Below are 25808 nucleotides of genomic sequence, written 5' to 3' on the forward strand. Positions count from 1 at the left end.
ATATCTCTACAGGGCGTTACCATTCTAAACCTTGGAAACGCCCTGTTTTTTTTCAGGTCGAAACTTATGAATAAAGCAGTGAATAAAAATTGACGCTATGATTAGAACCTCCCCTGTAGATTCCCAGGATGAGATGCAAGCGCTCAGCCAGCAAGACCTGGACGACATCAAACAAGCAGTGCTTAACGCCGAATTGGACACTTCAAGTGAGATGGTGGTGCACATAGAAGATGTTTGTAGCGGTGATGTAATGAAGCGTGCCAGTGAAGTCTTTTTCCAAAAAGTAGGATATAAAACCGAAAACCGCAACGGAGTGCTTTTTTATCTGGCAGTGCGCAACCGCAAGTTTGCTGTCATCTGCGATAAAGGAATAAGGCTGTCCACTTCACCTATGTTTTGGGAGGCGCTAAAGCTGGAGATGCTTGACTATTTCCGCGAAAATCGTTTCACTGATGGCCTTATCCACGGTATTGGCCGTACCGGACAATATCTAAAAAGTTTTTTTCCTTACCGAAACAACGGCGTTAACGAGCTACCCGACGAAGTGTCGATAGGGTAGGAGGAGGAAGGTTATTCTCCTGCAGCACCTCACTATATGTCGTTCATCCGACTTTACAAAATCACCAGATCATTTTCCTTAAAAACCTTATTGTAATTGGCCATGGCTCGCATCCTGCGAATTTGCCAGGCATTTAAATCTATTAAAAATCTATTCTTTCCAACAGCGTGCCTTAGAGTTGCCAAAGCGGGTTAGTAACCCATACAAATTAATTGCGCTACCTTTGCCGCCAATTTTAAAAAACTATGACATTCAAAGAATTAGGGATTATTGATCCCATTTTAAAAGCTCTCGACTTCGAAGGCTATTCGCAACCTACACCTATTCAGCTAAAGGCTATTCCCATATTATTGCGCGGCAACGATTTGCTTGGCTGCGCACAGACTGGTACCGGCAAAACGGCAGCTTTTGCCGTGCCTATCCTGCAACATATTTACAATGATCGCGAACAAAAAAATAACAGCAATGCTATTCGGGCGCTCATCATTACACCTACGCGCGAGCTGGCCATACAAATCGACGAAAGTTTTGAAGCCTACGGAAGGTATACCAACATCAGGCATACCGTAATTTTTGGTGGCGTAAAACAAGGCAATCAGACTCAGGCATTGCAGCGTGGTGTAGAAGTGTTGGTAGCCACACCCGGCCGCCTCCTCGACCTCATGCAGCAGGGTTTTATCAAGCTGGATCAGATCCAATATTTTGTGCTCGACGAAGCCGACCGCATGCTCGACATGGGTTTCATCCACGACATTCGCAAGATTATCGACAAACTGCCACGCCGCCGCCAGTCGCTGTTTTTCTCAGCCACCATGCCGGCCGACATTATTACGCTTTCGCGAAAAATATTAGGAAACCCGCAGCGCATCGACATTATGCCCGAGCAGACTACCGCCGAAAAGGTAGACCAATCGGTTTATTTTGTTAATAAAAAAGAAAAAACCAAGCTGCTGGTGCATCTGCTCCAAACGGAATCGGTAAGCTCGGCGTTAGTGTTTTCGCGCACCAAGCATGGTGCTAACAAGATTGTAAAACTTTTGGCGAAAGCCAATGTCAATGCCGACGCTATCCATGGTAATAAGTCGCAGAGCGCACGGCAGAAGGCATTGGGCGATTTCAAGAGTGGCAGTACCAATGTTTTGGTTGCCACCGATATAGCAGCCCGTGGTATCGACGTAGACGACATTTCACACGTGATCAATTACGACATGCCCAACATCCCTGAGACTTATGTGCATCGCATTGGCCGAACAGGAAGGGCGGGTGCCACCGGTATTTCGCTGTCGTTTTGCGACGCCGAAGAAAAACCTTACCTGCGCGATATTCAAAAACTCATTGCCAAACAAATTCACGTTGTAGCCCATCATCCTTTCCCGGACGATGGTACTATTGAAGAAACTCCGGAACCTGCCGAATCTTTTGGCCGTCGCCCGGCACAATACAAGTCACCGCAGGCGCGTGGTGGCTATCAGCAAAAAAAACGGCGTCCGGCATATCGCAAACCGCAATAAACTGCAGAGTACGAAAAGAAAATAAACGCATCATCAATTTCAATTCGTGAAAATTACAAAAACCACCATCTGGATCACTGGCGCTTCATCAGGTATCGGGCGAGCGTTGGCTTTGCACTATGCTCGCACAGGTGCTCGGCTTGTGCTTTCTTCGCGCAACCAGGAGTTGCTCCGGGAAACCGAACAGCAGTGCAAGCCTTATGCTGCTGGCGTGTTGGTATTGCCACTCGATCTGGAAGATAAAAGCGACTATTCCGATAAGGTGCAGCAGGTGATTGCTGCTTTTGGCACTATCGATCTGCTCATTCTCAATGGTGGAATCAGTCAGCGCTCAAAAGTTTTGGAAACACCCGCCGCCGTCGAGCGTCGGTTGATGGAAGTGAATTATTTTGGAACCGTAGCCCTGGCAAAAGCGGTTTTACCGATAATGGTTCGGCAGCAGCGTGGCCATCTGGTGGTGGTGAGTAGTATTGTGGGTAAATTTGGCTGGCCACTGCGTTCGACTTATTCCGCTGCCAAACACGCGCTGCATGGTTATTTCGAAACGCTGCGCACCGAGCACCATCGCGACCATATCTTTGTAACGATGATATTGCCCGGAAGGGTGAAGACGAATATCTCGATTCATTCGTTAAAAGCTGACGGAAGCAGCCACGGCAAAATGGACGCCGGACAGGCCGGCGGCATCACCGCGGAAGCTTGTGCCCGCCATATTGCGAAAGCTATAGCTAAAAAGAAAAAAGAAAAACTCGTCGGTGGCACCGAACTCGCCATGGTATGGATAAGAAGGTGGCTGCCGGCACTCTATTACAAACTCGTCAACAAAAAAACTCAGCAAACATGACAAAGACTATTGCAGGCATCCAGCAAATAGGCATCGGGGTGTCGGATGTTTATCAGGCACGCGACTGGTACAGCAAATATTTTGGTTACGATGTCGCCATTTTTGATGAGGCCGCCGAGGCCGTACTGATGCTGCCTTACACCGGCAACAAGCCGCAGTATCGTCACGCCATTCTCACCTACAACATGCAAGGTGGTGGCGGTTTTGAAATTTGGCAATACAAACAGCGTACGCCAGTGCCGCCGGCATTCGATCTGCAACCCGGCGACCTGGGGTTTTATGCATGTAAAATAAAATCTCCCGACGTGGATAAAGCACATGCCGACTTTTCGCGCGAAAAACTCGATATACTTTCACCGGTGATGAAAGCGCCCAACGGTAGCTGTTATTTTTTTATGAAAGATCCCTACAACAATCTCTTTCAAATAGAGCAGGGGGACGACTGGTTGCTGCAGCAGAAGAAGCTTACCGGGGGTAGTTCGGGGCTTATCATTGGCGTAAGCGACATGCAGCGAAGCGTCGATTTTTATAAAAAGATTCTGGGTTACGATCATATTATTTATGACAATACCGATGTCTTCGACGACTGGCAATCGCTCCATGGCGGCAAAGAACGTTACCGCCGGGTGCTGCTGGGGCATCGTTTGCCACGCGGCGGCGCCTTTAGTCCGCTGCTGAGGAACAGCAATTTGGAGCTGGTGCAGGCGCTGGATCGTACGCCGCGCAAAATCTTCGACAATCGTTTTTGGGGCGACCTGGGATATATCCATGTTTGTTTTGATATTGTTGGAATGGATGCTTTGCGTAAAGAATGTGCTGCGGCAGGTCATGCTTTTACCGTCGATAGCGCCGATAGTTTTGATATGGGCGCAGCAGCAGGGCATTTCGGCTACATCGAAGACCCCGACGGCGCCCTGATAGAATTTGTGGAAACACACAAAATTCCCATGATGAAAAAGCTGGGTTGGTATCTCAACCTTCAAAAACGCGGACAGATAAAACCACTGCCAAAATGGTTTTTCAAGCTTATGGCTATGGTCAGGAAGTTTTAGGTCTGACGAAGAACGATTAACAATTAACGATTAACGAAGAACGAATCCAGCCTATCCGGAGAGAACAACCAATAACCCCATGCCCCAATCACCACAGCGACTGATATTTCAGGAGAAGCTGCAGATGATCTTCTCCATCACACTCATTGCCGTGATGGGCGTTTCGTCTATTACGCCAGTGTTTCCGCGCATCAGCCAGGTGCTGGGAATCAGCAATCAGCAGGTGGGACTGCTCATCACAATGTTTACGCTTCCGGGCATTTTCCTTAATCCTTTTCTGGGCATCCTTGCCGACCGTTACGGACGAAAGACTGTCGTGGTGCCGTCATTATTTTTGTTTGCTGCTGCCGGAGTGGCCTGTGGCTTTACTCGCGACTTCACTTGGTTGCTGGTGTTTCGGTTTTTTCAGGGTGTGGGCGCAGCCAGCCTCGGTTCCATCAATGTGACGCTGGTAGGCGATTTTTACGAAGGACGTCAACGAGCCACTGCCATGGGCGCCAACGCCAGCGTGCTGAGCATCGGCACAGCGGCCTATCCCGCTATCGGTGGTGCGTTGGCCATGATTGGCTGGTATTTCCCTTTTTTCCTGCCGGTGCTTGCCGTGCCGGTTGGGCTTTGGATCGTGCTGCGAATGCACACGCCGGCGCCGGAAGCGATGCAGCCTTTTAAAACTTACCTGCGTGGTGTGGCCAGCTATCTCAAGCATCGCAACGTTATCGCGCTCTTCCTGGTGAGTGTCTTCACCTTTATAATATTGTATGGTTCGTACCTTACCTACCTGCCGCTGCTGCTCTACGGACGCTTTGGCGCTGAGGCCTGGGAGATAGGTCTGGTTTTATCAATGGGCTCGGTAACTACCGCTGCGGTGTCGCCCAATCTGGGGCGGCTGGCGGCACGATTTCATTACAAGCCTTTGCTGCTCGTCGCCAACACTTTATATGTTGTAAGTATGCTGCTGATCCCGACTATCGGGAGCAAATGGATGATGCTGTTTCCGGCAGCTATCTTTGGAACTGCTATGGGTATTAATATTCCCGGCATACAAACGCTGTTGGCCGGTAGCGTTCCCAACCAATACCGCGCTGCTTTTATGTCGGTAAACGGCATGGTGCTGCGGCTGGGTCAAACCCTCGGCCCTGTGATTACAGGATTGGTTTATGCAACCGCCGGCATGGCTGCTGCATTCTACACCGGCGCTGTTTCCGCGCTCATAATTCTGCTACTGCTGGCATTGGTGGCAGGAAAGTTTAAAACGGAAGAAGGAAAGAATCATTAAATTATTGACATTTCTTTTGAGGCATGGAAGAAAAGAAGAGTTTAACCGCGGAGACGTGGAGACGCAGAAAAAAAATAAGAATAAACCACGAATGTACGGAGACACAGAGTAAAGACAGAAGAAAGAGGTTTCCATAATCTCTGTGTCCTTGTTGCTCTGTGGTGAAAAAAGCATTTAACTGCGGAGGTGGAGAGGCGCAGAGAAAAACAGAAAGAAACTCTCTACACCATAGCGCATAGGCTGGTAATGAGAATGTTTTTGTAAATGATCTATAATTGACCTATCCCTTATTTATAGAAATGACAGATTTTATTTTACTTTCGTGCCGAAAAATGACTTATTATTAATAAAATAAAACGCCTTGTCATTTTAATATAAATACATTTTTTTAAAAACTATTCTTCAATCATTAATCAAATTAATACAATGAAAAGACTCCAACTTGTGCTGCTACTTGCAGCCGTGGGTATGATGTTCGCCTGCCAGAGCGAAAAGTACAAAGTTACCACCCACACCGATTCCAACGATTACACCTACACCACCGTGGCCGACGACCCCTTGCAAACGCGGGTTTATACCCTCGACAATGGACTGACAGTTTACCTTTCGGTAAATCCCGACGAGCCACGTATTTCTACGCTCATCGGTGTTCGCGCCGGTTCTACCAGCGATCCCATCGAAACCACCGGCCTCGCACACTACTTCGAGCACATGATGTTTAAAGGTACCGGTAAGATTGGAACCGTAAACTGGGCCGAAGAGGAGCCGATTCTCAAAGAGATCGAAAACCTCTTTGACGAACACAAAAACGCTTCTGATCCTGAGGCGAAAAAACGAATCTACAAAAGCATCGACAGCCTTTCGGGAATAGCTGCCACCTTTGTAGCCACCAACGAATACGATAAGATGGTTTCGAGCATCGGCGCCAAAAATACCAATGCGGGCACCAGCTACGACTACACGGTTTACATTAACGACATCCCGGCCAACGAACTAAAAAAATGGCTTTCTCTGGAGAGCGAACGTTTCAGCCACATCGTTCTGCGGTTGTTTCACACAGAACTCGAAACCGTGTATGAAGAATTTAATATGTATCAGGACCGCGACCGCAGCCGTATGGTTGCGGTGATGATGAAAGCCATGTTTCCAAATCATCCCTATGGCCGCGACGTAATCGGGCTGCCCGAACACATAAAAAACCCATCGATGAAAAATATCTATGAGTTTGCCCACACTTGGTATGTGCCCAACAATATGGCCGTGGCGCTTGCCGGCGATCTCGACTTCGACGCCACCATAAAAATGATTGATGAGACTTTTGGTAAAATTCCATCCAAGGAATTGCCCAAAGTGGTTCAGCCGGTGGAAGTACCGCTGGAAGGATCAATAGTAAAAGAGGTGACCGGCCCAGATGCTGAAAGTATGATGCTGGCCTTCCGCTTCGACGGCGACTACAGCTACGATAACAAGATGGTGACCATGATAAGCCAGTTGCTGAGCAACGGCCAGGCTGGCCTGATCGACCTCAATCTGGTGCAACAACAAAAGGTGCTCAACGCCTATAGTTATGCCCAGTTTCTGAAAGATTACGGAATGCACGTTTTTGCTGCTTCACCGCGTCAGGATCAGTCGCTCGAAGAGGTAAAAGACCTGATGCTGGAGCAACTCGACAAGATAAAGAATGGAGAATTTGACGATTGGATGATCGAAGCGCTCGTGAACGATATGCGCCTGAGCGAAATTCGCAGCAACGAAAGCAACTTTAGCAGGGTTTACACTTATGTGGATAACTATGTAAAAGGCATCAGCATCGACGAGCGGCTAAGGTTTATGGATTCGATGGAAAAAATTACAAAAGAAGAAATTGTAAACTTCGCCAACACACATTACACCGATAACTATGTGGTGGTTTACAAACGCCACGGAGTTAGCGATAACATCATGCGCGTGGAAAAACCGGCGCTCACACCTGTTCCGATCAACAAAGAATACCAATCGGAGTTCTTTAAAGAATTTGCCAGCCAGCAATCGGAAGACGTTGCACCGGTATTTGTTAATTTTGAAGAGCAAATCGAGAAATCGGAGCTGATGCCCGGTGTTGAGATGTTTTATATCAAAAATAAAAATAACGAGATTTTCACGCTCAACTACATCATCGACATGGGTAAAAATCACAACCGGCTTTTTCCGCTGGCGGTGAATTACCTTCCCTATCTGGGCACCGATAAATACACCGCTGCCGAGCTGCAGCGTGAGCTTTTCCGTTTGGGGCTTTCCTTTGGCGTGAGCGCCGGCGACGACCGCTCGTATGTTTATATCTCTGGCCTTAGTAAATCGTATGTTGAAGCCATTGAGTTACTTGAAGATGTGCTCAAAAATGCCAAACCTGATCAGCAGGCCTACTCTGATTATGTGGACGGATTGCTTAAAAAACAAAACAACAGCAAGAAAAATCAAAATGCCATTCTCTGGGGCGGTCTGCTCAACTATGGCATCTATGGTCAGAACTCTTCGTTTCGTAATGTGATTCCTGCAGATGAACTCAAAGCCATCGATCCGGCAACGCTTACCGATATGATCGGGGAGATGACCAACTTCGAGCATAAGATTTTTTACTACGGTCCGGCCAGTTTCGACCATGCCCGCAAAGAGATCAAAAATCTACACAGCCTGCCCGACGCGGTGACACCTCTGCCCGAAGAGATCAAGTACGTGCAGCTCGACAATACCGAAAGCAAAGTTTACATCGTCGATTATGACATGGTGCAGGCCAACGTGATTCTGGTAAGTAAAAGCAGTACGTTCGACAAAAACCTCATCGCTCCTTCACAACTTTTCGGCGAATACTTTGGCGGTGGTCTCTCCTCCATCGTCTTTCAGGAAATTCGTGAATCGCGGGCACTGGCTTACAGCGCTTTCTGCACATTCTCCGTCCCACGCGATACGCTCCTCAACAACTCCGTATATGGCTTTGTGGGCACCCAGGCCGACAAACTGGAAATGGCCACCACCGCCATGCTCGAGCTGATGAACCAGATGCCCGTGGCCGAAAAACAGTTTGAGCTGGCCAAGGAATCGATCATCAAAAAGATTAACACCGAGCGCATCATCAAAGACGGTGTTTTCTGGACCTACCTCAGCAACATGGACAAAGGCATCGACTACGACATCCGCCGCGACGTTTATGAATACGCCAACAACGTTACCATCGAGAGCTTCCGCCAGGATTTCTTCGACAAGTTAATCAGCGGACATCATTACAACTTCATGATTCTGGGCAATAAAAACAGCCTCGATATGGCTGCGCTTTCGCGGATAGCCAAGCCCGAAGTGCTGACGCTGGAAGAGGTTTTTAATTATTAATAAAGAGATTGTACCAATGCAAAAACCCGGGCAAATCGTCCGGGTTTTTTATTTATCACTGACTTGTTTTTCGGTACTTGTCCACGAATTTCCGCCAATTAAGCGAATTATCGCTAATTTCCTTGTCGCGAAAAGTCGCGGATTGCATTATTTAAAGATACAAACAACGATAAGCCGCCGGAGCGTTTACTTTTACTTTGAATTTTGTATCTTTCTCAACCACAAAAGTCTCGAAAGGCTTGTAGGTTTTCCACTCTTTCTGGCCAGGCAGTTGCACCACCAGCTCGCCCGAAGTTACGGTCATGTGTTCGATGGTGCTGGTGCCAAATTCATATTCGCCTGCAGCCATCACGCCGGTAGTAATTTTCCCGTCGGCATTTTCAAATCCGATGGATTTTACTTTACCATCATAGTATTCGTTTACTTTCAACATAGCTCTATTATTTTTTTTGTTAATAATTAAAAAATTGATGGCAAAGATAGGTGCATTTCTTCATTTCCTCAAATTTCAAAAACACTCCTTCTAACCATGATAATTAAGAATTGCGCGATGTACTTTGCACGTTTATTATCTTTGTCTTTTTTTAAAAATGAAATCCCGGATGAAATATATTTTGGTTGCTACCCTACTCAACATCGCTGCGTTGCTGTCGCTTTCGGCGCAAAACCTCATTCAATACGTAAATCCTATGGCGGGAACGCAACGCATGGGGCATACTTTCCCAGGCGCGACCGTTCCGTTTGGCGCGGTGCAGCTCAGCCCCGATACCGACACCATCCAATATGACGAAAATGGCCAATACAACCGCCGTGTTTACGAATATTGCGCTGGTTATCAGTACGACGATTCCACCATCGTTGGTTTTAGCCATACGCATTTCAGCGGCACGGGTCATTCCGATCTGGGCGATTTGCTGGTGATGCCAACGGTGGGTGCCCTGCAGCTTAATCCTGGCACCGAAACCAATCCTGAATCGGGCTACCGAAGCCGTTTTTCTCATAAAAGTGAAGTTGCAGAGCCGGCATTTTACAGCGTGATGCTCGACGACTACCAGGTGCAGGCCGAGCTTACCGCCACCACGCGGGTAGGCTTCCATCGTTACACTTTTCCTAAAACCGACCAGGCACACATCATCCTCGACCTGAGTCATGGTATTTATAACTATGATGGTAAAAATGTTTGGACTTTCGTGCGCGTCGAAAACGATTCGCTGATCACGGGGTATCGCCAAACCAATGGCTGGGCGCGCACCCGAACAGTTTATTTCGCCATGGCTTTTAGCAAAAAGTTTAAAAATTATGGCCATAAAAAATACGACAAGAGCATTTATCGCGGCTTCTGGCGTAAATTCGATGAAGAACATAATTTCCCTGAAATGGCCGGTCACGACATCACGGCTTATTTCGATTTTGATATGATGGATGGCAAGCCGCTGCTCGTAAAAGTTGCGCTGTCGCCGGTGAGCATGCAGGGAGCTTTGGCAAATATGGAAGCCGAAATTCCCGGTTGGGATTTCGATAAAGTAAAAAAAGAAAGTCAGCAGTTATGGGATGAGGAGCTGTCGCGGATTCGGGTCGAAACGCTTACTGAAGCCGATAAGCGCGTGTTTTATACTGCGCTCTATCATGCGTTTCTTACGCCCATCATCTATGAAGATGTGGATGGACAATACCGTGGTCTCGACCAAAATGTGCATACTTCCGACGGTTTTACCAACTACACCATTTTCTCTTTGTGGGATACTTACAGGGCGTTGCATCCGCTTTTCAACCTGATACAGCCTGCGCGTAATGCCGATATGGTGAGCAGCATGTTGGTGCATCAGCAGCAAAGTCCGCACAAGATGCTGCCGGTGTGGTCGCATTATGCCAACGAAAACTGGTGCATGATCGGTTATCACAGCGTTTCGGTGATTGCTGATGCCGTGGCCAAAGGCGTTTACACCAAAAATATTCCTGCTGCTCTCGCCGCATGCATTTCGACGGCGACCTACGAAAAGTTTGATGGCATCGGCGATTATATGGAGCTTGGATATGTGCCCGAAGACCGAAACGGCAGCTCCGTGAGCAAAACTCTGGAGTATGCCTACGACGATTGGTGCATCGCTCAGGTGGCAAACGCTGCAAATGATCCTATCGCTTTCGCTAAATTTAGCCGGCGTGCTACGAACTACCAAAATGTGTTCGACAGCGCCTCGCGGTTTATGCGCCCACGACTCTCCGACGGCTCCTTCCGCGCCGACTTTGATCCACTCGACACGGATGGCCAGGGCTTTATAGAAGGAAACGCCTGGAACTACGGACTGTACGTTCCACAAAATCCTGAATGGCTCGTGCAGAAGTTTGGTGGCGCCACTGCATTTGCCGCCATGCTCGACTCGCTTTACACCTTGCAGCTTTCCGACGAACATATCGCCGCCAACGAAGACATCACACGCGATGGTATTATCGGGCTGTATGTGCATGGCAACGAGCCGGGGCATCACATTCCGTATCTTTACAACTTTACGAATCAACCCTGGAAAACGCAGCAACGCGTGCGCATGATCTGCGAAACGATGTATGCCGATGCTCCCGACGGCCTTTGTGGTAACGACGATTGCGGGCAGATGTCGGCGTGGTATATCTTTTCGGCGCTGGGTTTTTATCCGCTTTGCCCCGGCTCCGATGAGTATGTAATCGGCAGCCCTGCAGTGAAAGAGGCTACCGTGCAGGTAGGTGATGGGAAATTCTTAAAAATCACCACCGAAAACCAAAGCTCCGAGAATGTGTTTGTAAAAGAGGTGTGGCTTAATGGCCAGCGAATCGGCGACTTAAAATTGCGTCACCAGCAACTGGTGGCGGGTGGTACTTTAAAGTTTGTTATGGCGGGGGAGGCGGGGAAGAGGTAAAGGTAAAGTAATCCAAATAAATTTCGAAAAACAATTTCCAAAAGTGGATTTAAACCCATAGAGCAAGACGGATTGGATAAACGTGTGGTTGCCGGTTTGAACCTTCACCACAGTTTTGCAAATCACAGTAAATGCTGTTACTCCGCATAATCATTGTTAGTTAAATGCCTTTTAGTTTAACACCTTCTCCTTGTGATTTTCAAGAATAGCATTTAATAACGTTAGGGAGTAGAATCGCTTATTTTTTAACAATACTTTGAAGAGTGGTCTTAATTCTAAAATAATTCCCTTATCCTTTGCAACCGACAATAAACCAATAGTACCGATACATCTGATTCCAAAGTTCTCAGCAATTTTACGAGCTTTCTTATCATCAATTAACAGAAAGTCTGCTTGCAACTCCTTGTATAGAATTACTGATTCAGATTCTCCGTAATCCATTATAAACGACAAGTCGTTAAAGCCTAAAATTTCTTGTATCTTATCCTGAAAAAATGAATGGATTTGTTGATAATGAGCAGTCTTTTTGCTCCGCGTTATCTCCTCCCAAACTGCCAAAGGGATCTTAATGCTATCAAATAATTGATTTAGTATTTCAAGTTTTTCGATGGCTGCAAGTGAAAATATAGAGCCCGAATCGGCAATTACAAGCCCATTTTTCATTTCAGCTTTTCTTTATCAGAAATAACATCTTCAATTGTCAAATTTGATATTGGGATTTCATGCTCTGACAGTATCGTTTCAAATTGTAGCCTTGAAAGACCTGCAACTTGTGCAGCTTTTCCAATGGTAAGTTTTTGCAATTTGTAAAGTCGGATGGCTAATAAAACCTTAATATGCTGCTTTATTTCATTTTCTGTTTCATTCAGAGCCAGAAATAGATCAGCAGGAAAATCTATGGATATTGTCTGAGTGTTCATTTCATAATTATTTAATTGCAAAGTTAGTAGATTTTCATTTATCCATTTATTATCAATGTTCTGTAAAGAAAATCCTTAATAAACCAGATTCTTCTCCGACGGTCGGCGGATCATAATAACAATCTGTTAAGTCTTCCCTACCCCAATTTTGTGCAAACCATTATCATTCTGAGTTTCCAAAAGGGCATCCTTTTATTGTAATCAATTCTATTCATCTTCAATGATTTTGGCTCTTTGATCTGTCATCTCTTCGCTCCAACATTTTATTCCGCATCTATCACAATCTCATCAGCAAAAATCCAGGCGGGGTCGCCGGCGCCTTTGTGCCACGGAGGGCATGGTCCGATGTTGTGCGCCACAACTTTTACGTAGCGTCCGGTGGTTCCATTGGTCTTGGTTGTAAAGTCTGTTGTTTGCGGTTCTGTGTTGGTAGCTTCCACCGGGGTTTCTACTTTCCCGGCCAGGCGCCAGTTTCGTCCATCTGCAGAAGTATAAAAATCCACTTGCTGCGGCATAAAAATCCACGAATCGGTATCCTGCAAAAATCCCATTGAGATTGATTTGATATTTTGTGATTTCCCCAAATCAACAATGGCTTCCAAGTCTACTCCATAGTAGCCCTGCCAACGCCCTGTGCGGAAGTCGCCGCCGCCGCGCTGGTAGTCGATCAGCGCCATGTCGCCCCCCGCGTTGTACTGGTTGGCATAAGCCGACTTGAGCGTGATGGTGCGCCCCTTGGCTATTTTCATCATCCGCGAGGTAGTTGCATAACTTCTCATTTTCCCTTCGGCTTCAGCATAGGCATGCAAGATTGTGTTTTCGCTTACGCGGAAAGGTGTTTCATATTTCTCCATTTTCCAAGTGGTATCGGTGCTGAAATAAATAGTAGCAGTAGTGTCGGCGCAGCCCAGTGCCACCTGCTGCGAATCGTAAAACACACTGTTACCTTCAGCTACAAAAGGCACCGGAGTGATCAGCAGCGTGTCGATGGATGAAACGGGAATTTCACTGGCACTGCTGCCCCAGGCTTTGTTGGGCGAAGCGCCCATTTCGAAACGCAGGTAGCCGCCCTCCATAATTTGTTGGTGTGTGAGGTAACTGTTGGGCAGCACCTCACCGTTGAGAGTGGCCGTTTGGATGAAAACATTTTTATCGGAGAAATTGGTGCTTTCAATAACCAGCTTTTTCCCATTCTCAAGATGTAGTTTCATACTTGTGAAGGCCGGACTGCCGATGGCATAAACATTCGAGCCGGGCGCTACCGGATAAAATCCCATGGCGCTCATTACATACCAGGCCGACATCTGTCCGCAATCTTCATTGCCGCACAAGCCATCAGGCTGATGGGTATAAAGCTCGCTCATAATTTTGCGCACCAGCGCCTGCGTCTTCCACGGCTGACCACAATAATTATAAAGATAAGCTGCATGGTGACTGGGCTCGTTGCCGTGGGCATATTGGCCAATCAGCCCGGTAATATCCGACTGACGCCGTCCGGTGGTTTCCTCGGGTGCTGTAAAGAGGCCATCGAGCTGTTGCGCCAAAATTTCCGGACCGCCCATTAGCTGCATCAGTCCGCTGATATCCTGCGGGGCGTAAAAGCTGTATTGCCACGAGTTGGCCTCGGTATAGTTAAAGTTGACTTCGTGCGCATCGAACGGAGAAAACCACATACTGTTGAGCCTTGCGCGCATGAATTTTGTCTGCGGATCGTATACGTTTTTGTAGTTCTGTGCCCGCTTTATAAATGTTTCGTAAACTTCCTGTTTGCCGAGTCCTTTAGCAAATTGCGCGATACACCAGTCGTCGTAAGCATATTCGAGCGTTTTCGAGACCGACTCCGATTCTTCGTCTGAAGGTATGTAGCCCAACTCTTTGTACCATTTCAAACCAAACTGATTCTGCATGGCGCTCGTTACGCAGGCTTCAAGCGCCAGCTCGGTGTCGTAATCGCGGATGCCTTTCGCGTAAGCGTCAGCAATTACCGATACAGCATGGTAGCCAATCATGCAGTTTGTTTCGTTGGCCGCCAGCTCCCACACGGGCAGTAAACCGCCCTGCTCGTATTGCAGCAGCATGGTGCGGATAAAGTCGTTGGTGCGCTCTTCATCCAAAATAGTAAGCAGCGGATGGGCGGCACGGTAAGTATCCCAAAGCGAAAAAACCGTGTAATAGTTGGTGCTGTGGGCACTCTTGTGAATCTCGTTGTCGTGACCGCGATAGCTGCCATCCGCATCGCTGTAAAGATTGGGGTTGAGCAGCGCGTGGTAAAGTGCGGTATAAAAAACCTGAAGACTTTCTGTGGAAGCATTGTCCGCCTTCACTTCTATTTTTGTAAGTTCGTCATGCCAGAGGTTATTTGCCTTACGGCGAATTTTCTCAAAGTTCCATCCCAGAATTTCCTCCTGGCGGTTCATGCGTGCATTTTCAGCACTCACCGCCGAAATGCCCACTTTTACCTTCACCTGATCATCCGCTGCGGTGGCAAATGTGATCCAGGCTTTAACATCGGTACCTTCCACTTTTTTTTCGAGTGGCTGTTCAGTTCCATCTTTAAGTAAACCATATCGTTTGAAAGGTTTTGAAAATTCGGCATTAAAAAAAACGTATTGGTTTTTTGCCCATCCGCTGGTGCGACGCAGACCTTGAATTTCAGTGTCGCTGATGATCTCTATCCAAAGCTCTAAAATTTTATCGGAAGTAACGCCTTCGGTGAGGTCAATGATGATGTTGGCTTCGTCGGTGGCCGGATAGGTATAACAATGAAAACCTGCACGGGGCGTGACGGTAAGCTCTGCCCGGATGTTGTAATCGTCGAGCTGAACGCCGTAATATCCTGCGGTAGCAGTTTCGGTTTCGTGCCGGAAACGCGAGCGATAACCCGTTTCTGGATTCTCTTCCGCTCCCGGTTCGGTAATAATGGCTCCGGTGGTGGGCATTATCCTGATGTCGCCGTAATCGCCCACGCCTGTTCCACTCAGGTGGGTGTGGCTAAATCCCATGATGGTGCTGTCGGAATAGTGGTATCCTGAGCAGCCATCCCAACTGTCTTTGCGCGTGTCGGGACTGAGCTGCACCATCCCGAAAGGCACAGCAGAACCGGGATAAACGTGTCCGTGCGCATCGGTGCCGATGAGCGGATCGACGTAACGGGTAATCCGGTCTTTCTTTTCACTACAGCCAACAATCAGCAGCAAGGCTATTGAAAGCAAAAAAACAGAGATTTTATTTTTTGATAGGTAATCAGTTGCAGATGGTAGTTTCATAGCTTTTCGTTTTTAAAAAATTCATTGTTTTAATGATCCTGTTTTATTTTTAATAGATTTCTCCTTCCAAATTTGCTGTGCAAATTTTTTAGTCTCCCACTCCTGCGCGCCAGTCATGTCGTTTCGATCCGCCAACTGGTCGGAGAGAAAACTATTATTTATTTGCACTTCAAAGCTCAAGGTTCGATTCAACTCGTGCGGAATTCGATAATCAATTTCATTGTTGTCCGGTAAACATAATTTCCTTTAAATAGATTCTTCTCCGCCGGTTGGCGGATCAGAATGACAAGGCTTTAGGGTTTTTAGGAGGGCTAAGTCGGCGGCGGAGCCGCCGACTTAGCCCTCCCTCCTCCAATCCATCGCAAGCGTTGTCATTCTGAGCGTAGCGAAGAATCTATTGTACCGGACACCAGTGATTCTATTTCATTAAGATAATTTTATTTAAAATAGCTCTCTGCCGGAATCATCTTGTTTTCGTTGCCAATGGCCAAAGCATAGTCGAAACCGGGACGAAGACTGTATCCTCCCGTTTCACCATTTTTATTTACAGCTACAAAACCCACCTGAGAATCTGTGAGATCAATCTTGCTGTTGGCTATTCGCGTAACTGCTTCTTCGCAGGCTTGCTGCGGCGAGCGTCCGTTGCGCATCAGTTCCACCACCAGAAAACTGCCCACGGTACGCATCACCAGCTCGCCAATGCCTGTAGCAGTAGCGCCGCCCACTTCGTTGTCAACATACAACCCTGCGCCGATGATGGGGCTGTCGCCCACGCGGCCATTCATTTTAAAACCCATGCCGCTGGTGGTGCATGCGCCCGAAAGGTTGCCCGCTGCATCGATTACAATCTGCCCGATGGTGTCGTGGTTTTCGATGTTGGGGACAGGTTGATATTTGCTCTCCTTTTTCCACTCTTCCCACTCTTTGCGCGAAGCATCCGTAAGCAAATTAGTTTTTTGAAATCCGTTTTCCAACGCAAATTGCAGCGCACCTTCGCCTACCAGCATCACATGCGGCGTTTTCTCCATCACCAGGCGTGCCACCGAAATGGGATGAACAATATGTTGGAGGTAAGCCACCGCGCCGCAGTTGCCCTTTTCGTCGATGATGGAGGCGTCGAGCGTGACGTTGCCGTCGCGATCGGGACGTCCGCCAAAGCCCACACTTTGGTTTTCAGGATCGGCCTCGGCGGTTTTTACTCCCGCCTCCACCGCGTCGAGTGCGCGGCCGCCTTGCTGCATCATCACCATGGCCACGCGGTTGGCTTCCAGTCCGTGCACCCAGGTGCTGATGGAGAGCGGACGAATCGCAGCGCCCGATTCGGAAGGCACTGGAACCGGATTTGACATTACCTCTTTTTGAAAAAGAGATGATGCTGCAACCACGCCGGAGGCAGCGATGGTGGTTTTGGTGATAAAACTTCTTCTATTCATCTTTATTTTTGGTTTTAAATAAACGAGCGCTTTTTCTAAATCCCAAGCAACAATAAAACAATTTCCAAATAAATTTCAATTAAAAAAAACCAACGAGCAAACCCAACCTGCTTTTTGAGATTTTATTTTTTGAGATTTATTTGTCATTTGTAGATTGGGTTTTGGAGCTTCCATCCTCAATCCGCCGTTATGTTACCGATGGTTGCCCCGGTGACTGCGATCAAATCTTCGGGAGCCAGTTGCAACTGAAGTCCGCGCATCCCGGCGCTGACAGATATTTTTGGATGATTTCTTATTTCTAAATGAATAAATATCGGATAATCCTTTTTAAGACCTAATGGCGACACGCCGCCGCGGATGTAACCTGTTGCATCGTGTACCTCTCTGAGTGGAAGCATCTGGCATTTTTTATTGCCACTCAACGCTGCCAGATTTTTCAGATCTACATCGGCATCGCCGGGAATCATAGCGATAAGATTGCCCGTTTTGTCGCCATGCAGCACCAGCGTTTTATAAACGGTTTCCACCGGCATACCCACTTTAGCAGCGCCAGCGACTGCGCTCAGATCGGTTTTGTCCACCTGATATTCCAGCAGTTGATAATCTATTTTATGCTGGTCGAGGATGCGTGCGGCGTTGGTCTTTTTCACTTCTCAAATGCCGGTTGTTGACCTTTCCTTTTCCCGATAAGGGCTACGTAAAGAATATAAAGGATGCAAATCATCGGCACGATAAAGCTCAACATGATCCCGATGTTATCGGCAACTAACCCCATTATTGGTGGGATGAAGGCGCCACCCACGATGGCTGTAACCATCAGCCCCGAAAGCTCGTTGCTGCGGTGCGGCATCCAATCGACGGTGATGGAAAAGATGAGTGGGAAAATATTAGCAAAACTCATTCCTATCACAATAATGCTGATGATGGCTGCTATCTGGTTTTGGATGAATAAACCAGCCAGTCCGACGAGCGAAAGCAGCAGGGTGATGGTGAGGAACGTGCGCGGACGAATCCAGTTGAGGATGACGCCGCCCAGAAAACGACCGATCATCAACGAAACGAAGAAAAGTCCTGTGCCGGCAATGCCAAGCGTTGCAAGATCGATACCGTAGCGGTTTTCGAGGAAAATAGGCAGTTGAGAGCTCATCGATACTTCGGCGCCTACGTAAACAAATATTGCCATCACCATCATGAAGATGTAGGGATTGCCCATGAGGCGAAAGGTAGATTTAAAGGTGGCTGTCGAAACTTTTTCGGCGAGTGTTCGCGGTATGCGCACCAGCGAAAGGATGACGATGGTGAGCAGCAAAAAGGCGCTATAAATCGGGAAGAGAATCCGCCAATCGGCACCCCAATAAGCTACTGCCAAAAGTGGGATGAGTGCGCCGGAGAGTGAGCCGATGGCTTTGACAAACTGCCCCAGCGAAAGGTTGCGAGAATATTTGCCTTCGGGCGAAACATCGCGCATGATGGGGTTGCCGGCCACTTGCAGCGTGGCAGCTCCGGCGCCCAACAACAATATCGAGAGGAGCAGCAGACTGAAAGTGCTGTAGTTGCCAATGATGGGCAATACCAGGCCGAACAGTGCCAAAATAAGTCCCAGCATCAAAATAAATTTCTTGCCTTTACGATCCTGGTAAATGCCCATGGGCAGCGAGAGCAGTCCAAACATGATGAAGCCCATAAACGGGATGAGCTGCGCCATGGCGTTCGATAAGTTAAATTCTTCTTTAACGAGTCCGGTGAGCGGCCCGGCCACGTCGCCAAAGCCCATACAGAGAAATGCCAGGAAAATCGGCGTTGCCGCCAGTGCGTTAGGTGTTCGTTTCATGCGCGTTAGTTTTTTGCAGTGATTTTTTGATTAGAAAATAGATAGTTTATCATTTTATAATTAGAGTTCCAGTTCAACAAGCACGGGCAGGTGATCCGAAAGATAGACGCCGCCACTGTGGGTTGCAATTACCACATGGTAAATCACCTGGATGGGTTTGTTTACAAAAATAAAGTCGATGGTGTTGCCGGGAGTTCCCTCCAATTGCCATCCTGCAAAAGTGAAATCCGGACCCAGCGGCGGATATTTTGACAACTGCCGGCTGTCGGTCATCATCATTTTATTATTGGGATTGGTAATAATGGTGATGGGTTCGGTATCGAACGATGTGTTGAAGTCGCCGGTGAGGATAACGCGGGCGTCGGCAGGAAGTGTAGCCAGTTTGGCTGTAACGACTTTGGCTCCTTCCACACGTGCTTGCTCACCAATGTGATCAAAATGCGTATTAAAAACATGGAAATTTTTGCCGGTGGCTATATCTTGCAATTCTACCCACGACACAATCCTCGGCAGCGCCGCCGACGGACTTTTGCTTCCAGGAACATCAGGCGTGTCGGAGAGCCAGCTTGTGCCGGTCGAAAGTAAATTGAATTTATTTCGATTATAAAAGATGGGATTATGTTCTCCGCCTCCCGGGCTACCATCTTCGCGTGCCGGGCCGTAATAATCAAACTCCGGGAAGGCTTTCGCCAAATCAACAATTTGATTGGCCAATGCCTCCTGGACACAAAAGATATCGGCTCCATTAAAACGAAGCAGCGTGGCAACTTTTTCTTCGCGAAACGGCCAGGCGTTGAGGCCGTCGTTAGGATTATCATAACGAATGTTGTAGCTCACCACGCGGATGGTAGCTTTCGTGTCGTCGCCGGTGGTCTGGCCCTGAACAATTGATTTCATCAATACCATGACAAACGCTAACAGCAGCAGACGAAGAACAGTTCGCATTTTTAGTAACATTTGGTTAATCCTTTTGAACCACTTTTTTGGTGCGGACAAAGTTATAACTTTTGCCTTACGGCGGATGGTTTTGGAAAACGCTTGGCGCAGGGCGCTTGGCGCAGGGCGCAGGGCGAAATTTAAATCCTTTTGCTATCTTTTAATTGAAAAGGGCAGGCTAAGCCTGCGAAAATAGATGCAGCTTAGGCTGACTTCGACAAGCTGGTTTCGACTACGCTCAACCACCACAGCCACCGCAGCCTAAGCCGAACGCTAAGCCGAACGATGGAGGTTGGAAACTGGTGACTGAAGACTGGCGACTGCTTATTGGCGGGATTTGATAATTTTGCAAAAAAAAGCAACAGGTGATATTTCCGGGAAATTTTGAAGAGAAGATAGGTTTTGATCAGATTCGAAACATGCTCCGATCAGATTGCGTAAGCACAATGGGTGAGGAATATGTGGATAACATCCGGTTTGAAACCAATTACGAAACCATTCGTTTGCAACTGGAACAAACCGAAGAGTTCAGGCAATTGTTGCTTTTTGGAAAAACATTTCCGGCCCAGAATTATTTTAATCTTGTCCCCGACCTGCAGCGCATCAGTCTGCCGGGAACGCACCTGCTGCAGGAAACGCTTTTTGATCTGAAATCGTCGTTGCAGACGCTGCTCGAAATCATCACCTACCTGCGTGAGCTTGATGAAAAAAAGTTTCCGCGACTAAAATCTTTGGTTCGGGATATTACCATCGAAAACGAACTTCTGCGCGCCATCCATCGCATCATGGACGATCGGGGGCGCATCAAGGATTTGGCCAGCGAAAAGCTGAAGGAGATACGTCAGCGCTTGCTTCGGCTTGCCGGCGAAGTGGACAAAAGCATCCGCAACATCCTTTTGCAGGCGCGAAAAAGTGGCTGGGTTAACCCAAATGACGAAGTCACCATTCGCAACGGGCGCACGGTGATTCCGGTTCCGGCCACGCACAAACGCAAGATCAGAGGTTTTATCCACGACGAATCGGCTACCGGCCAAACGGTTTACATCGAACCCGCCGAAGCGCTCGAGACCAACAATGAGATAAAAGAACTCGAAAACGCCGAGAAACGCGAGATCACCAAAATCCTCATTGTCTTCACCGACTATCTGCGGCCACAGGCACCCGAAGTTATTCGCTCCTATTATTTTATGGGCGAGGTCGATTTTATCAGGGCACGTGCTTCGCTGGCGTTGGTGCTGCAGGCCGGGCTGCCCATCCTCAACGATTTCCCTGTTGTTTCGTGGCGCGATGTGCGTCACCCGTTGCTTTTTCTGGCACACCAAAAACAGAAAAAAAGTATCGTACCGCTGGATATTGATCTTAATAAAGACCAACGCATTCTGGTAATCTCCGGTCCCAATGCCGGCGGCAAATCGGTGTGCCTGAAAACGGTGGGATTGCTGCAATATATGGTGCAATGCGGATTGTTAGTTCCCATGCGCGAGACTTCCGAGGTGGGCGTCTTTAAGGATTTGTTTATAGACATTGGCGACGAGCAATCGCTCGAAAACGATCTGAGCACCTACACCTCGCATTTGCGCAACATGAAGCATTTTTCACTGAAAGCCGGCAACCGCAGCCTGTTTTTGATAGATGAACTGGGAACCGGAACGGAGCCACAGGTAGGCGGCGCCATTGCCGAAGCTGTGCTCGAACATTTGAATAGCAAAGGCGCTTTTGGCGTGGTAACGACGCACTACACCAATCTGAAGTTGCTGGCCGACAAAACGCCCGGATTGGTGAACGGTGCCATGCTTTTCGACACCAAAAAGATGCAGCCGCTTTTCCAGCTACAAATGGGAAATCCGGGCAGTTCTTTTGCTTTTGAGATGGCGCGCAAAACGGGTTTCCCATGGTACATCCTGCGCAGCGCTGAGAAAAAAGCAGGCAAGTCTCAGGTGAAATTCGATCGGCAGTTGCAGCAACTCGAGGTGGAGAAGCGGCAGGTGGCCGAAAAACAAAAGGAGCTGGAAGCACTCGAAAAAAAGACCAGCGAATCATTGGCCAAATACACCACGCTGCTCGAAACGCTCGAAACCAACAAGGCAAAATTGCTTGCCAAAGCACGCAAAGAAGCAGCGCAGATCGTTGATGGCAGCAACAAGCTTATTGAGAATACCATCCGTGAGATAAAAGAAGCCCAGGCCGAAAAGAAACAGACACGCCTAATCAGGCAGCGGCTTGAGGAGGAGGGCGACAAGGTGCAGCAGCAGGCCGCACCGGCTCCCGAAACGAAACCGCCATCCAAACCTAAAAAGGCAAAAACGCCTGCAAAAGAAAGTCGCATCCTGGTGGGAAACCGGGTGCGCATCCCGCCACAGGTTACCGTGGGCGAAGTGATCGAACTTGCCGGCGGCGAGGCGGTGGTGAGCTTTGGCAGCGTGATGATGAGGGTGCCGGTGGTTCAGCTGGTGAATGTGGGCGAAGAAGAATATCACCAAAAGGTGGTAATGCGCCGCAGGTCGTATGGCCATATTGTGGATGAACTCAACACGAAGATGACGGATTTTAGGCTGACCCTCGACCTGCGCGGCAAGCGTGCCGAAGAATCCATCGGTGAACTTCAAAAATATCTCGACGATGCTATGCTGCTTTCCATCAAAGAAGTGCGCATACTGCACGGCAAAGGCAACGGCATTTTGCGCGACATCATCCGCGAGCAGTTGCGTGGACATTCTGAAGTAAAACAGTATAACGATGAGAAGGTGGAAATGGGCGGCAGCGGAATCACGGTAGTGATACTAAAGTGATTTACCCGGCGTTTTTAAAAGCAAACATTTTTAGCCCTTACCTGTTTGGAGTGTTTGATTAAAAAAAACAACTTATGACTGAAAATAAGAACAGAACTTTTAAAGAGCGATTTTTTGCAATCCTGCCTTTGCCCTCACTCATCGGCCTGATAGCGGGAGCTGTGGGTGGCTGGATTTATTACACCGAGATGGGCTGCACCAGCGGCACCTGCGCCATCACCTCCAATCCCTACATGAGTATTATTTGGGGAGCTTTGATGGGATATTTAATTGGTGGTTTTTTTATAAAAAAGAAAACGGTGAGCAAGCCGGCCTCAAAAGATTCTTAACCATCTGCTTCTTTCAGCATTTCTTTTTGTTTTCGTGTAAAGCCTGCCACCACCAGATTGTAAGAGTCGTCGATCCATTGTTCCACATGTCGCCGACTTGGAGCCTGCCCGGCGATGACGCTATTCCAGTGTTTTTTGTTGAAATGCCACGCAGGGACAACAGCCGAAGGAAAATGTTCGCGCAGGCTGATAGCTTTCTCCGGATCGCATTTGAGCGCTACCTTGCATTCGGTTTCGTCCAGAGGAACCACAGCAAACATTTTCTCACAAACCTTGAATACCAGCGTCACCTCATCAAAAGGAGTGCTCTCGGTTACACATGGCTTTTTTAGGCAATAGTCGCGGATTTCTTCAACATTCATCATCGGTTTTTACAATTTATGGATGTGTCTTTTTCTTTCTTAAAAAAGCATATTTTGCGAAGCTAAAATTTTTTGCAGTACTTTTGTAACAATTTTATAAACTAATCGTCAAAACGAATACTGGCATAAATATTGAAACTGAAAACGCACTAATTTTAAATACTAATATTATGAAAAACGTATTACTTTCCTCACTATTTTTAGTCGCATTTGTTTTTGGGGCTTTTGCTCAGCAGATGCAAATCACACACGAAGGTCAGGTCATTCCGTCGGGCAATACTATCACCATTCCCGGTGACCCGTCGCAGCCGGAACTGATGGCTGCACTTTCCATCAAAAATCTTTCAAGTACCGAAACTTTAATGGTTAAAGTACGCAAAATTGTGGTTGACACTATTCCTGGTACAAACAACTATTACTGTTGGGGCGCATGCTTTCCAAGTTTTGTGTACCTCTCACCAACGGTAGTCCCTATTTTCCCTGGAACGGTTAACATCGAATTTAGTGCTCACTATGAACCCAAAGAACACAACGGTATCACCAGAATGATTTACAGCTTTTTTGATGAAAACAATGTGAATGATTCGGTTTGGGTTGAAGTGCATTACTTTGCCTCCGGTATTGGTATCGCTGATGCACCAAGCCAGCAAAACGTGGTAATTTCCAATCCTTATCCCAACCCCGCTTCATCTCGTGTTAATTTTGATTATCAACTTCCGGCCAATGCACGTCAGGCTGTTATCAGTGTGCATTCGTTGCTGGGTAGCAAGGTAAAAGAGATTATGCTGTTTGGAACAAGCGGCAAAGTTACCTTCGACGTCAACGATCTGAAAGAGGGAATTTATTTCTACTCTATTGTAGTCGATAACAACATCATCGCAACCAAGCGTCTGGTGGTTTCGCGCTAAGCCAACAACAAACGATATTTCAATGCAAAAAAACCTCTGTCGATCGGCAGGGGGTTTTTTGTTGGCTGCCATCAGGCTATATCAGCAAAGCTGGTTCATCAAATTATCCGGCTTGATGATCCTAAAAAAACAGTGTCAACTGATGAACCTAGGCGAAACAAAAAAGGACAGCATCCAATGCTGTCCTTTTTTTAATTGCAGAGCCTTTGCGAAGGCTTATTTCAGATGATAGGCTTTTTTTACCTGTGCGATATAGTCGAGCTTTTCCCATCCAAAAAATTGCACAGTTTTAAAGTGGTGTTGCTTGTCTTCAATGGTTCTGGTGGTTATGTCCTTATCGGTATAAAAAACCTCTACTTCATCCGTAAACGGATCACGGCCAAAATGCCCGTAGGAAGCCGTTTTCTGGTAAATAGGATTTTTTAGTTGGAAGCGCTGGTTAATAGCGTAAGGGCGCATGTCGAAAACCTCGTGGGCAACTTTTGAAATCTCGCTATCCTTCATCACTTTTCCGTCAGCATTTTTTGCCTGAGCCGTGCCGAATGTATTTACATAAAGCCCCACCGGTTCGGCCACGCCGATGGCATAAGCCACCTGTACCAGCACTTCGCGAGCTACGCCGGCAGCCACCAGATTTTTGGCCATGTGGCGGGCGGCGTACGCTGCCGAGCGATCCACCTTTGAAGGGTCTTTGCCCGAAAAAGCGCCGCCACCGTGAGGAGCCTTGCCGCCATAGGTGTCCACAATGATCTTGCGCCCGGTGAGGCCGGTGTCGCCGTGCGGGCCGCCAATCACAAACTTCCCCGTAGGATTTACGTGCAGTTTGTAGTCGTCTTTAAACAAATGACGATAGCGCTCCAGCTCTTTCTTTTTGAGGACGCGTGGAATCAAAATCTTTATAACGTCCTCTTTAATTTTTGCAACCATCTTATCATCGTCGGGATCAAACGCATCGTGTTGTGTCGAAACTACAATGGTATCGATGCGTATGGGCTGGTTTTCGTCGTCGTATTCTATGGTCACCTGCGATTTTGAGTCGGGAGCGAGATATTTCATTTGCTGGTCTTCCCGGCGAATGGCCGCCAACTCGTACAGCAGTATTTGCGAAAGCTCGAGGGTGAGGGGCATGTAGTTGTCCGTCTCATCGGTGGCATAGCCGAACATCATTCCCTGGTCGCCGGCGCCCTGGTCTTCTTCGCGTGCGCGCACCACACCGCGATTGATGTCGTCCGACTGCTCATGGATGGCCGAGATCACGCCGCAGGAGCTGCCATCGAAATGATAGCTTTGCTTGGTGTAGCCGATCTTGTTGATTACCTCACGCGCAATCTCCTGAGCATCTATGTATCCGGTCGTGCGCACTTCGCCGCTTAGCACCGCCAAGCCGGTTGTAACAAGCGTTTCGCACGCCACCTTCGACTCTTTGTCGTGCGCCAGAAAAGCATCTACCAATGCATCCGAAATCTGATCGGCTACCTTGTCGGGATGACCTTCGGAAACCGATTCTGATGTGAATAAGTAACTCATCGTTGAATTTT

Annotated in this window: 20 protein-coding genes; 10 read left to right on the plus strand and 10 right to left on the minus strand. The window is 47.8% G+C overall.

Annotated features, from left to right (window positions below):
- Positions 1-97 precede the first annotated feature (97 nt).
- The 6 genes from VFC92_08365 (at position 98) to VFC92_08390 (ending at position 8605) form a co-directional block, all read left to right on the plus strand.
- On the plus strand, positions 98-559 hold the full coding sequence (locus tag VFC92_08365) for a TPM domain-containing protein (GenBank protein ID HZK08200.1): 462 nt from the start codon (positions 98-100) through the stop codon (positions 557-559).
- 245 nt (positions 560-804) lie between these two features.
- Positions 805-2070, plus strand: a complete 1266-nt coding sequence (locus VFC92_08370) for a DEAD/DEAH box helicase (protein ID HZK08201.1) — start codon at positions 805-807, stop codon at positions 2068-2070.
- Between the two features lie 46 nt (positions 2071-2116).
- Complete coding sequence (locus VFC92_08375) at positions 2117-2914, plus strand: SDR family oxidoreductase (protein ID HZK08202.1); 798 nt, start codon at positions 2117-2119, stop codon at positions 2912-2914.
- Positions 2911-3966, plus strand: a complete 1056-nt coding sequence (locus VFC92_08380; GenBank protein HZK08203.1) for a VOC family protein — start codon at positions 2911-2913, stop codon at positions 3964-3966. Before VFC92_08375 ends, VFC92_08380 begins: the two co-directional genes overlap by 4 nt.
- A gap of 79 nt (positions 3967-4045) precedes the next feature.
- On the plus strand, positions 4046-5242 hold the full coding sequence (locus VFC92_08385; GenBank protein HZK08204.1) for an MFS transporter: 1197 nt from the start codon (positions 4046-4048) through the stop codon (positions 5240-5242).
- Positions 5243-5668: 426 nt separating this feature from the next.
- Entirely contained in the window at positions 5669-8605 is a 2937-nt protein-coding gene (locus VFC92_08390; GenBank protein ID HZK08205.1) for an insulinase family protein, read from the plus strand.
- Positions 8606-8756: 151 nt separating this feature from the next.
- Here VFC92_08390 and VFC92_08395 read toward each other — a convergent pair whose 3' ends face one another.
- A complete protein-coding gene (locus VFC92_08395; protein HZK08206.1) occupies positions 8757-9038 on the minus strand; it encodes a pyrimidine/purine nucleoside phosphorylase in 282 nt (93 codons plus the stop codon).
- A gap of 169 nt (positions 9039-9207) precedes the next feature.
- Here VFC92_08395 and VFC92_08400 point away from each other — a divergent pair, with 169 nt between their 5' ends.
- Positions 9208-11496: a GH92 family glycosyl hydrolase gene (locus VFC92_08400; GenBank protein HZK08207.1), complete on the plus strand. Its 2289-nt coding sequence runs from the start codon at positions 9208-9210 to the stop codon at positions 11494-11496.
- Positions 11497-11667: 171 nt separating this feature from the next.
- Here the strand turns inward: VFC92_08400 and VFC92_08405 are convergent, their stop codons facing one another.
- The 7 genes from VFC92_08405 to VFC92_08435 all read right to left on the minus strand — a co-directional run bounded on the left by VFC92_08405 (position 11668) and on the right by VFC92_08435 (position 19891).
- Positions 11668-12159 carry a DUF3368 domain-containing protein gene (locus VFC92_08405; protein ID HZK08208.1) on the minus strand — a complete coding sequence of 164 codons (492 nt, stop codon included), beginning with the start codon at positions 12157-12159 and terminating at the stop codon, positions 11668-11670.
- Complete coding sequence (locus VFC92_08410; GenBank protein ID HZK08209.1) at positions 12156-12416, minus strand: UPF0175 family protein; 261 nt, start codon at positions 12414-12416, stop codon at positions 12156-12158. Before VFC92_08410 ends, VFC92_08405 begins: the two co-directional genes overlap by 4 nt.
- 263 nt (positions 12417-12679) lie before the next feature.
- Positions 12680-15682, minus strand: a complete 3003-nt coding sequence (locus VFC92_08415; GenBank protein HZK08210.1) for a GH92 family glycosyl hydrolase — start codon at positions 15680-15682, stop codon at positions 12680-12682.
- Between the two features lie 437 nt (positions 15683-16119).
- Positions 16120-17115, minus strand: a complete 996-nt coding sequence (locus VFC92_08420; GenBank protein HZK08211.1) for a N(4)-(beta-N-acetylglucosaminyl)-L-asparaginase — start codon at positions 17113-17115, stop codon at positions 16120-16122.
- A 176-nt stretch (positions 17116-17291) separates the two neighbouring features.
- Positions 17292-17765 (minus strand): Cys-tRNA(Pro) deacylase, encoded by a 474-nt coding sequence (ybaK, locus tag VFC92_08425; GenBank protein HZK08212.1) that lies wholly within the window; start codon positions 17763-17765, stop codon positions 17292-17294.
- On the minus strand, positions 17762-18946 hold the full coding sequence (locus tag VFC92_08430) for an MFS transporter (GenBank protein ID HZK08213.1): 1185 nt from the start codon (positions 18944-18946) through the stop codon (positions 17762-17764). The genes ybaK and VFC92_08430 overlap by 4 nt, the downstream gene beginning before the upstream one ends.
- Before the next feature lie 60 nt (positions 18947-19006).
- Positions 19007-19891 (minus strand): endonuclease/exonuclease/phosphatase family protein, encoded by an 885-nt coding sequence (locus tag VFC92_08435; GenBank protein ID HZK08214.1) that lies wholly within the window; start codon positions 19889-19891, stop codon positions 19007-19009.
- 410 nt (positions 19892-20301) lie between these two features.
- On the opposite strand from VFC92_08435, the gene VFC92_08440 reads away from it, so the two are divergent.
- Both VFC92_08440 and VFC92_08445 read left to right on the plus strand, forming a co-directional pair.
- Positions 20302-22671, plus strand: coding sequence for a Smr/MutS family protein (locus tag VFC92_08440; protein HZK08215.1), 2370 nt, complete (start codon positions 20302-20304; stop codon positions 22669-22671).
- Positions 22672-22745: 74 nt separating this feature from the next.
- Positions 22746-23000 carry a hypothetical protein gene (locus VFC92_08445; GenBank protein HZK08216.1) on the plus strand — a complete coding sequence of 85 codons (255 nt, stop codon included), beginning with the start codon at positions 22746-22748 and terminating at the stop codon, positions 22998-23000.
- On the opposite strand, the gene VFC92_08450 is transcribed toward VFC92_08445, so the two are convergent.
- Entirely contained in the window at positions 22997-23365 is a 369-nt protein-coding gene (locus VFC92_08450; protein HZK08217.1) for an MmcQ/YjbR family DNA-binding protein, read from the minus strand. The two genes, VFC92_08445 and VFC92_08450, sit on opposite strands and share 4 nt — an antisense overlap.
- A 167-nt stretch (positions 23366-23532) precedes the next feature.
- On the opposite strand from VFC92_08450, the gene VFC92_08455 reads away from it, so the two are divergent.
- Positions 23533-24270 (plus strand): T9SS type A sorting domain-containing protein, encoded by a 738-nt coding sequence (locus VFC92_08455; GenBank protein ID HZK08218.1) that lies wholly within the window; start codon positions 23533-23535, stop codon positions 24268-24270.
- Between the two features lie 216 nt (positions 24271-24486).
- Here VFC92_08455 and metK read toward each other — a convergent pair whose 3' ends face one another.
- Positions 24487-25797: a methionine adenosyltransferase gene (metK, locus tag VFC92_08460; protein HZK08219.1), complete on the minus strand. Its 1311-nt coding sequence runs from the start codon at positions 25795-25797 to the stop codon at positions 24487-24489.
- Between the last annotated feature and the right edge of the window lie 11 nt (positions 25798-25808).

The organism is Bacteroidales bacterium, assembly GCA_035647615.1.
Lineage (GTDB): Bacteria > Bacteroidota > Bacteroidia > Bacteroidales > 4484-276 > SABY01.

Excerpts from the sequence above, each read along its gene's own strand:
- VFC92_08365 (HZK08200.1), top strand. The coding sequence starts at position 98 with ATGATTAGAACCTCCCCTGTAGATTCCCAGGATGAGATGCAAGCGCTC.
- VFC92_08370 (HZK08201.1), top strand. The coding sequence starts at position 805 with ATGACATTCAAAGAATTAGGGATTATTGATCCCATTTTAAAAGCTCTC.
- VFC92_08380 (HZK08203.1), top strand. The coding sequence starts at position 2,911 with ATGACAAAGACTATTGCAGGCATCCAGCAAATAGGCATCGGGGTGTCG.
- VFC92_08385 (HZK08204.1), top strand. The coding sequence starts at position 4,046 with ATGCCCCAATCACCACAGCGACTGATATTTCAGGAGAAGCTGCAGATG.
- VFC92_08390 (HZK08205.1), top strand. The coding sequence starts at position 5,669 with ATGAAAAGACTCCAACTTGTGCTGCTACTTGCAGCCGTGGGTATGATG.
- VFC92_08395 (HZK08206.1), bottom strand. The coding sequence starts at position 9,038 with ATGTTGAAAGTAAACGAATACTATGATGGTAAAGTAAAATCCATCGGA.
- VFC92_08400 (HZK08207.1), top strand. The coding sequence starts at position 9,208 with ATGAAATATATTTTGGTTGCTACCCTACTCAACATCGCTGCGTTGCTG.
- VFC92_08405 (HZK08208.1), bottom strand. The coding sequence starts at position 12,159 with ATGAAAAATGGGCTTGTAATTGCCGATTCGGGCTCTATATTTTCACTT.
- VFC92_08410 (HZK08209.1), bottom strand. The coding sequence starts at position 12,416 with ATGAACACTCAGACAATATCCATAGATTTTCCTGCTGATCTATTTCTG.
- VFC92_08415 (HZK08210.1), bottom strand. The coding sequence starts at position 15,682 with ATGAAACTACCATCTGCAACTGATTACCTATCAAAAAATAAAATCTCT.
- VFC92_08420 (HZK08211.1), bottom strand. The coding sequence starts at position 17,115 with ATGAATAGAAGAAGTTTTATCACCAAAACCACCATCGCTGCCTCCGGC.
- VFC92_08430 (HZK08213.1), bottom strand. The coding sequence starts at position 18,946 with ATGAAACGAACACCTAACGCACTGGCGGCAACGCCGATTTTCCTGGCA.
- VFC92_08435 (HZK08214.1), bottom strand. The coding sequence starts at position 19,891 with ATGCGAACTGTTCTTCGTCTGCTGCTGTTAGCGTTTGTCATGGTATTG.
- VFC92_08440 (HZK08215.1), top strand. The coding sequence starts at position 20,302 with ATGCTCCGATCAGATTGCGTAAGCACAATGGGTGAGGAATATGTGGAT.
- VFC92_08445 (HZK08216.1), top strand. The coding sequence starts at position 22,746 with ATGACTGAAAATAAGAACAGAACTTTTAAAGAGCGATTTTTTGCAATC.
- VFC92_08450 (HZK08217.1), bottom strand. The coding sequence starts at position 23,365 with ATGATGAATGTTGAAGAAATCCGCGACTATTGCCTAAAAAAGCCATGT.
- VFC92_08455 (HZK08218.1), top strand. The coding sequence starts at position 23,533 with ATGAAAAACGTATTACTTTCCTCACTATTTTTAGTCGCATTTGTTTTT.
- metK (HZK08219.1), bottom strand. The coding sequence starts at position 25,797 with ATGAGTTACTTATTCACATCAGAATCGGTTTCCGAAGGTCATCCCGAC.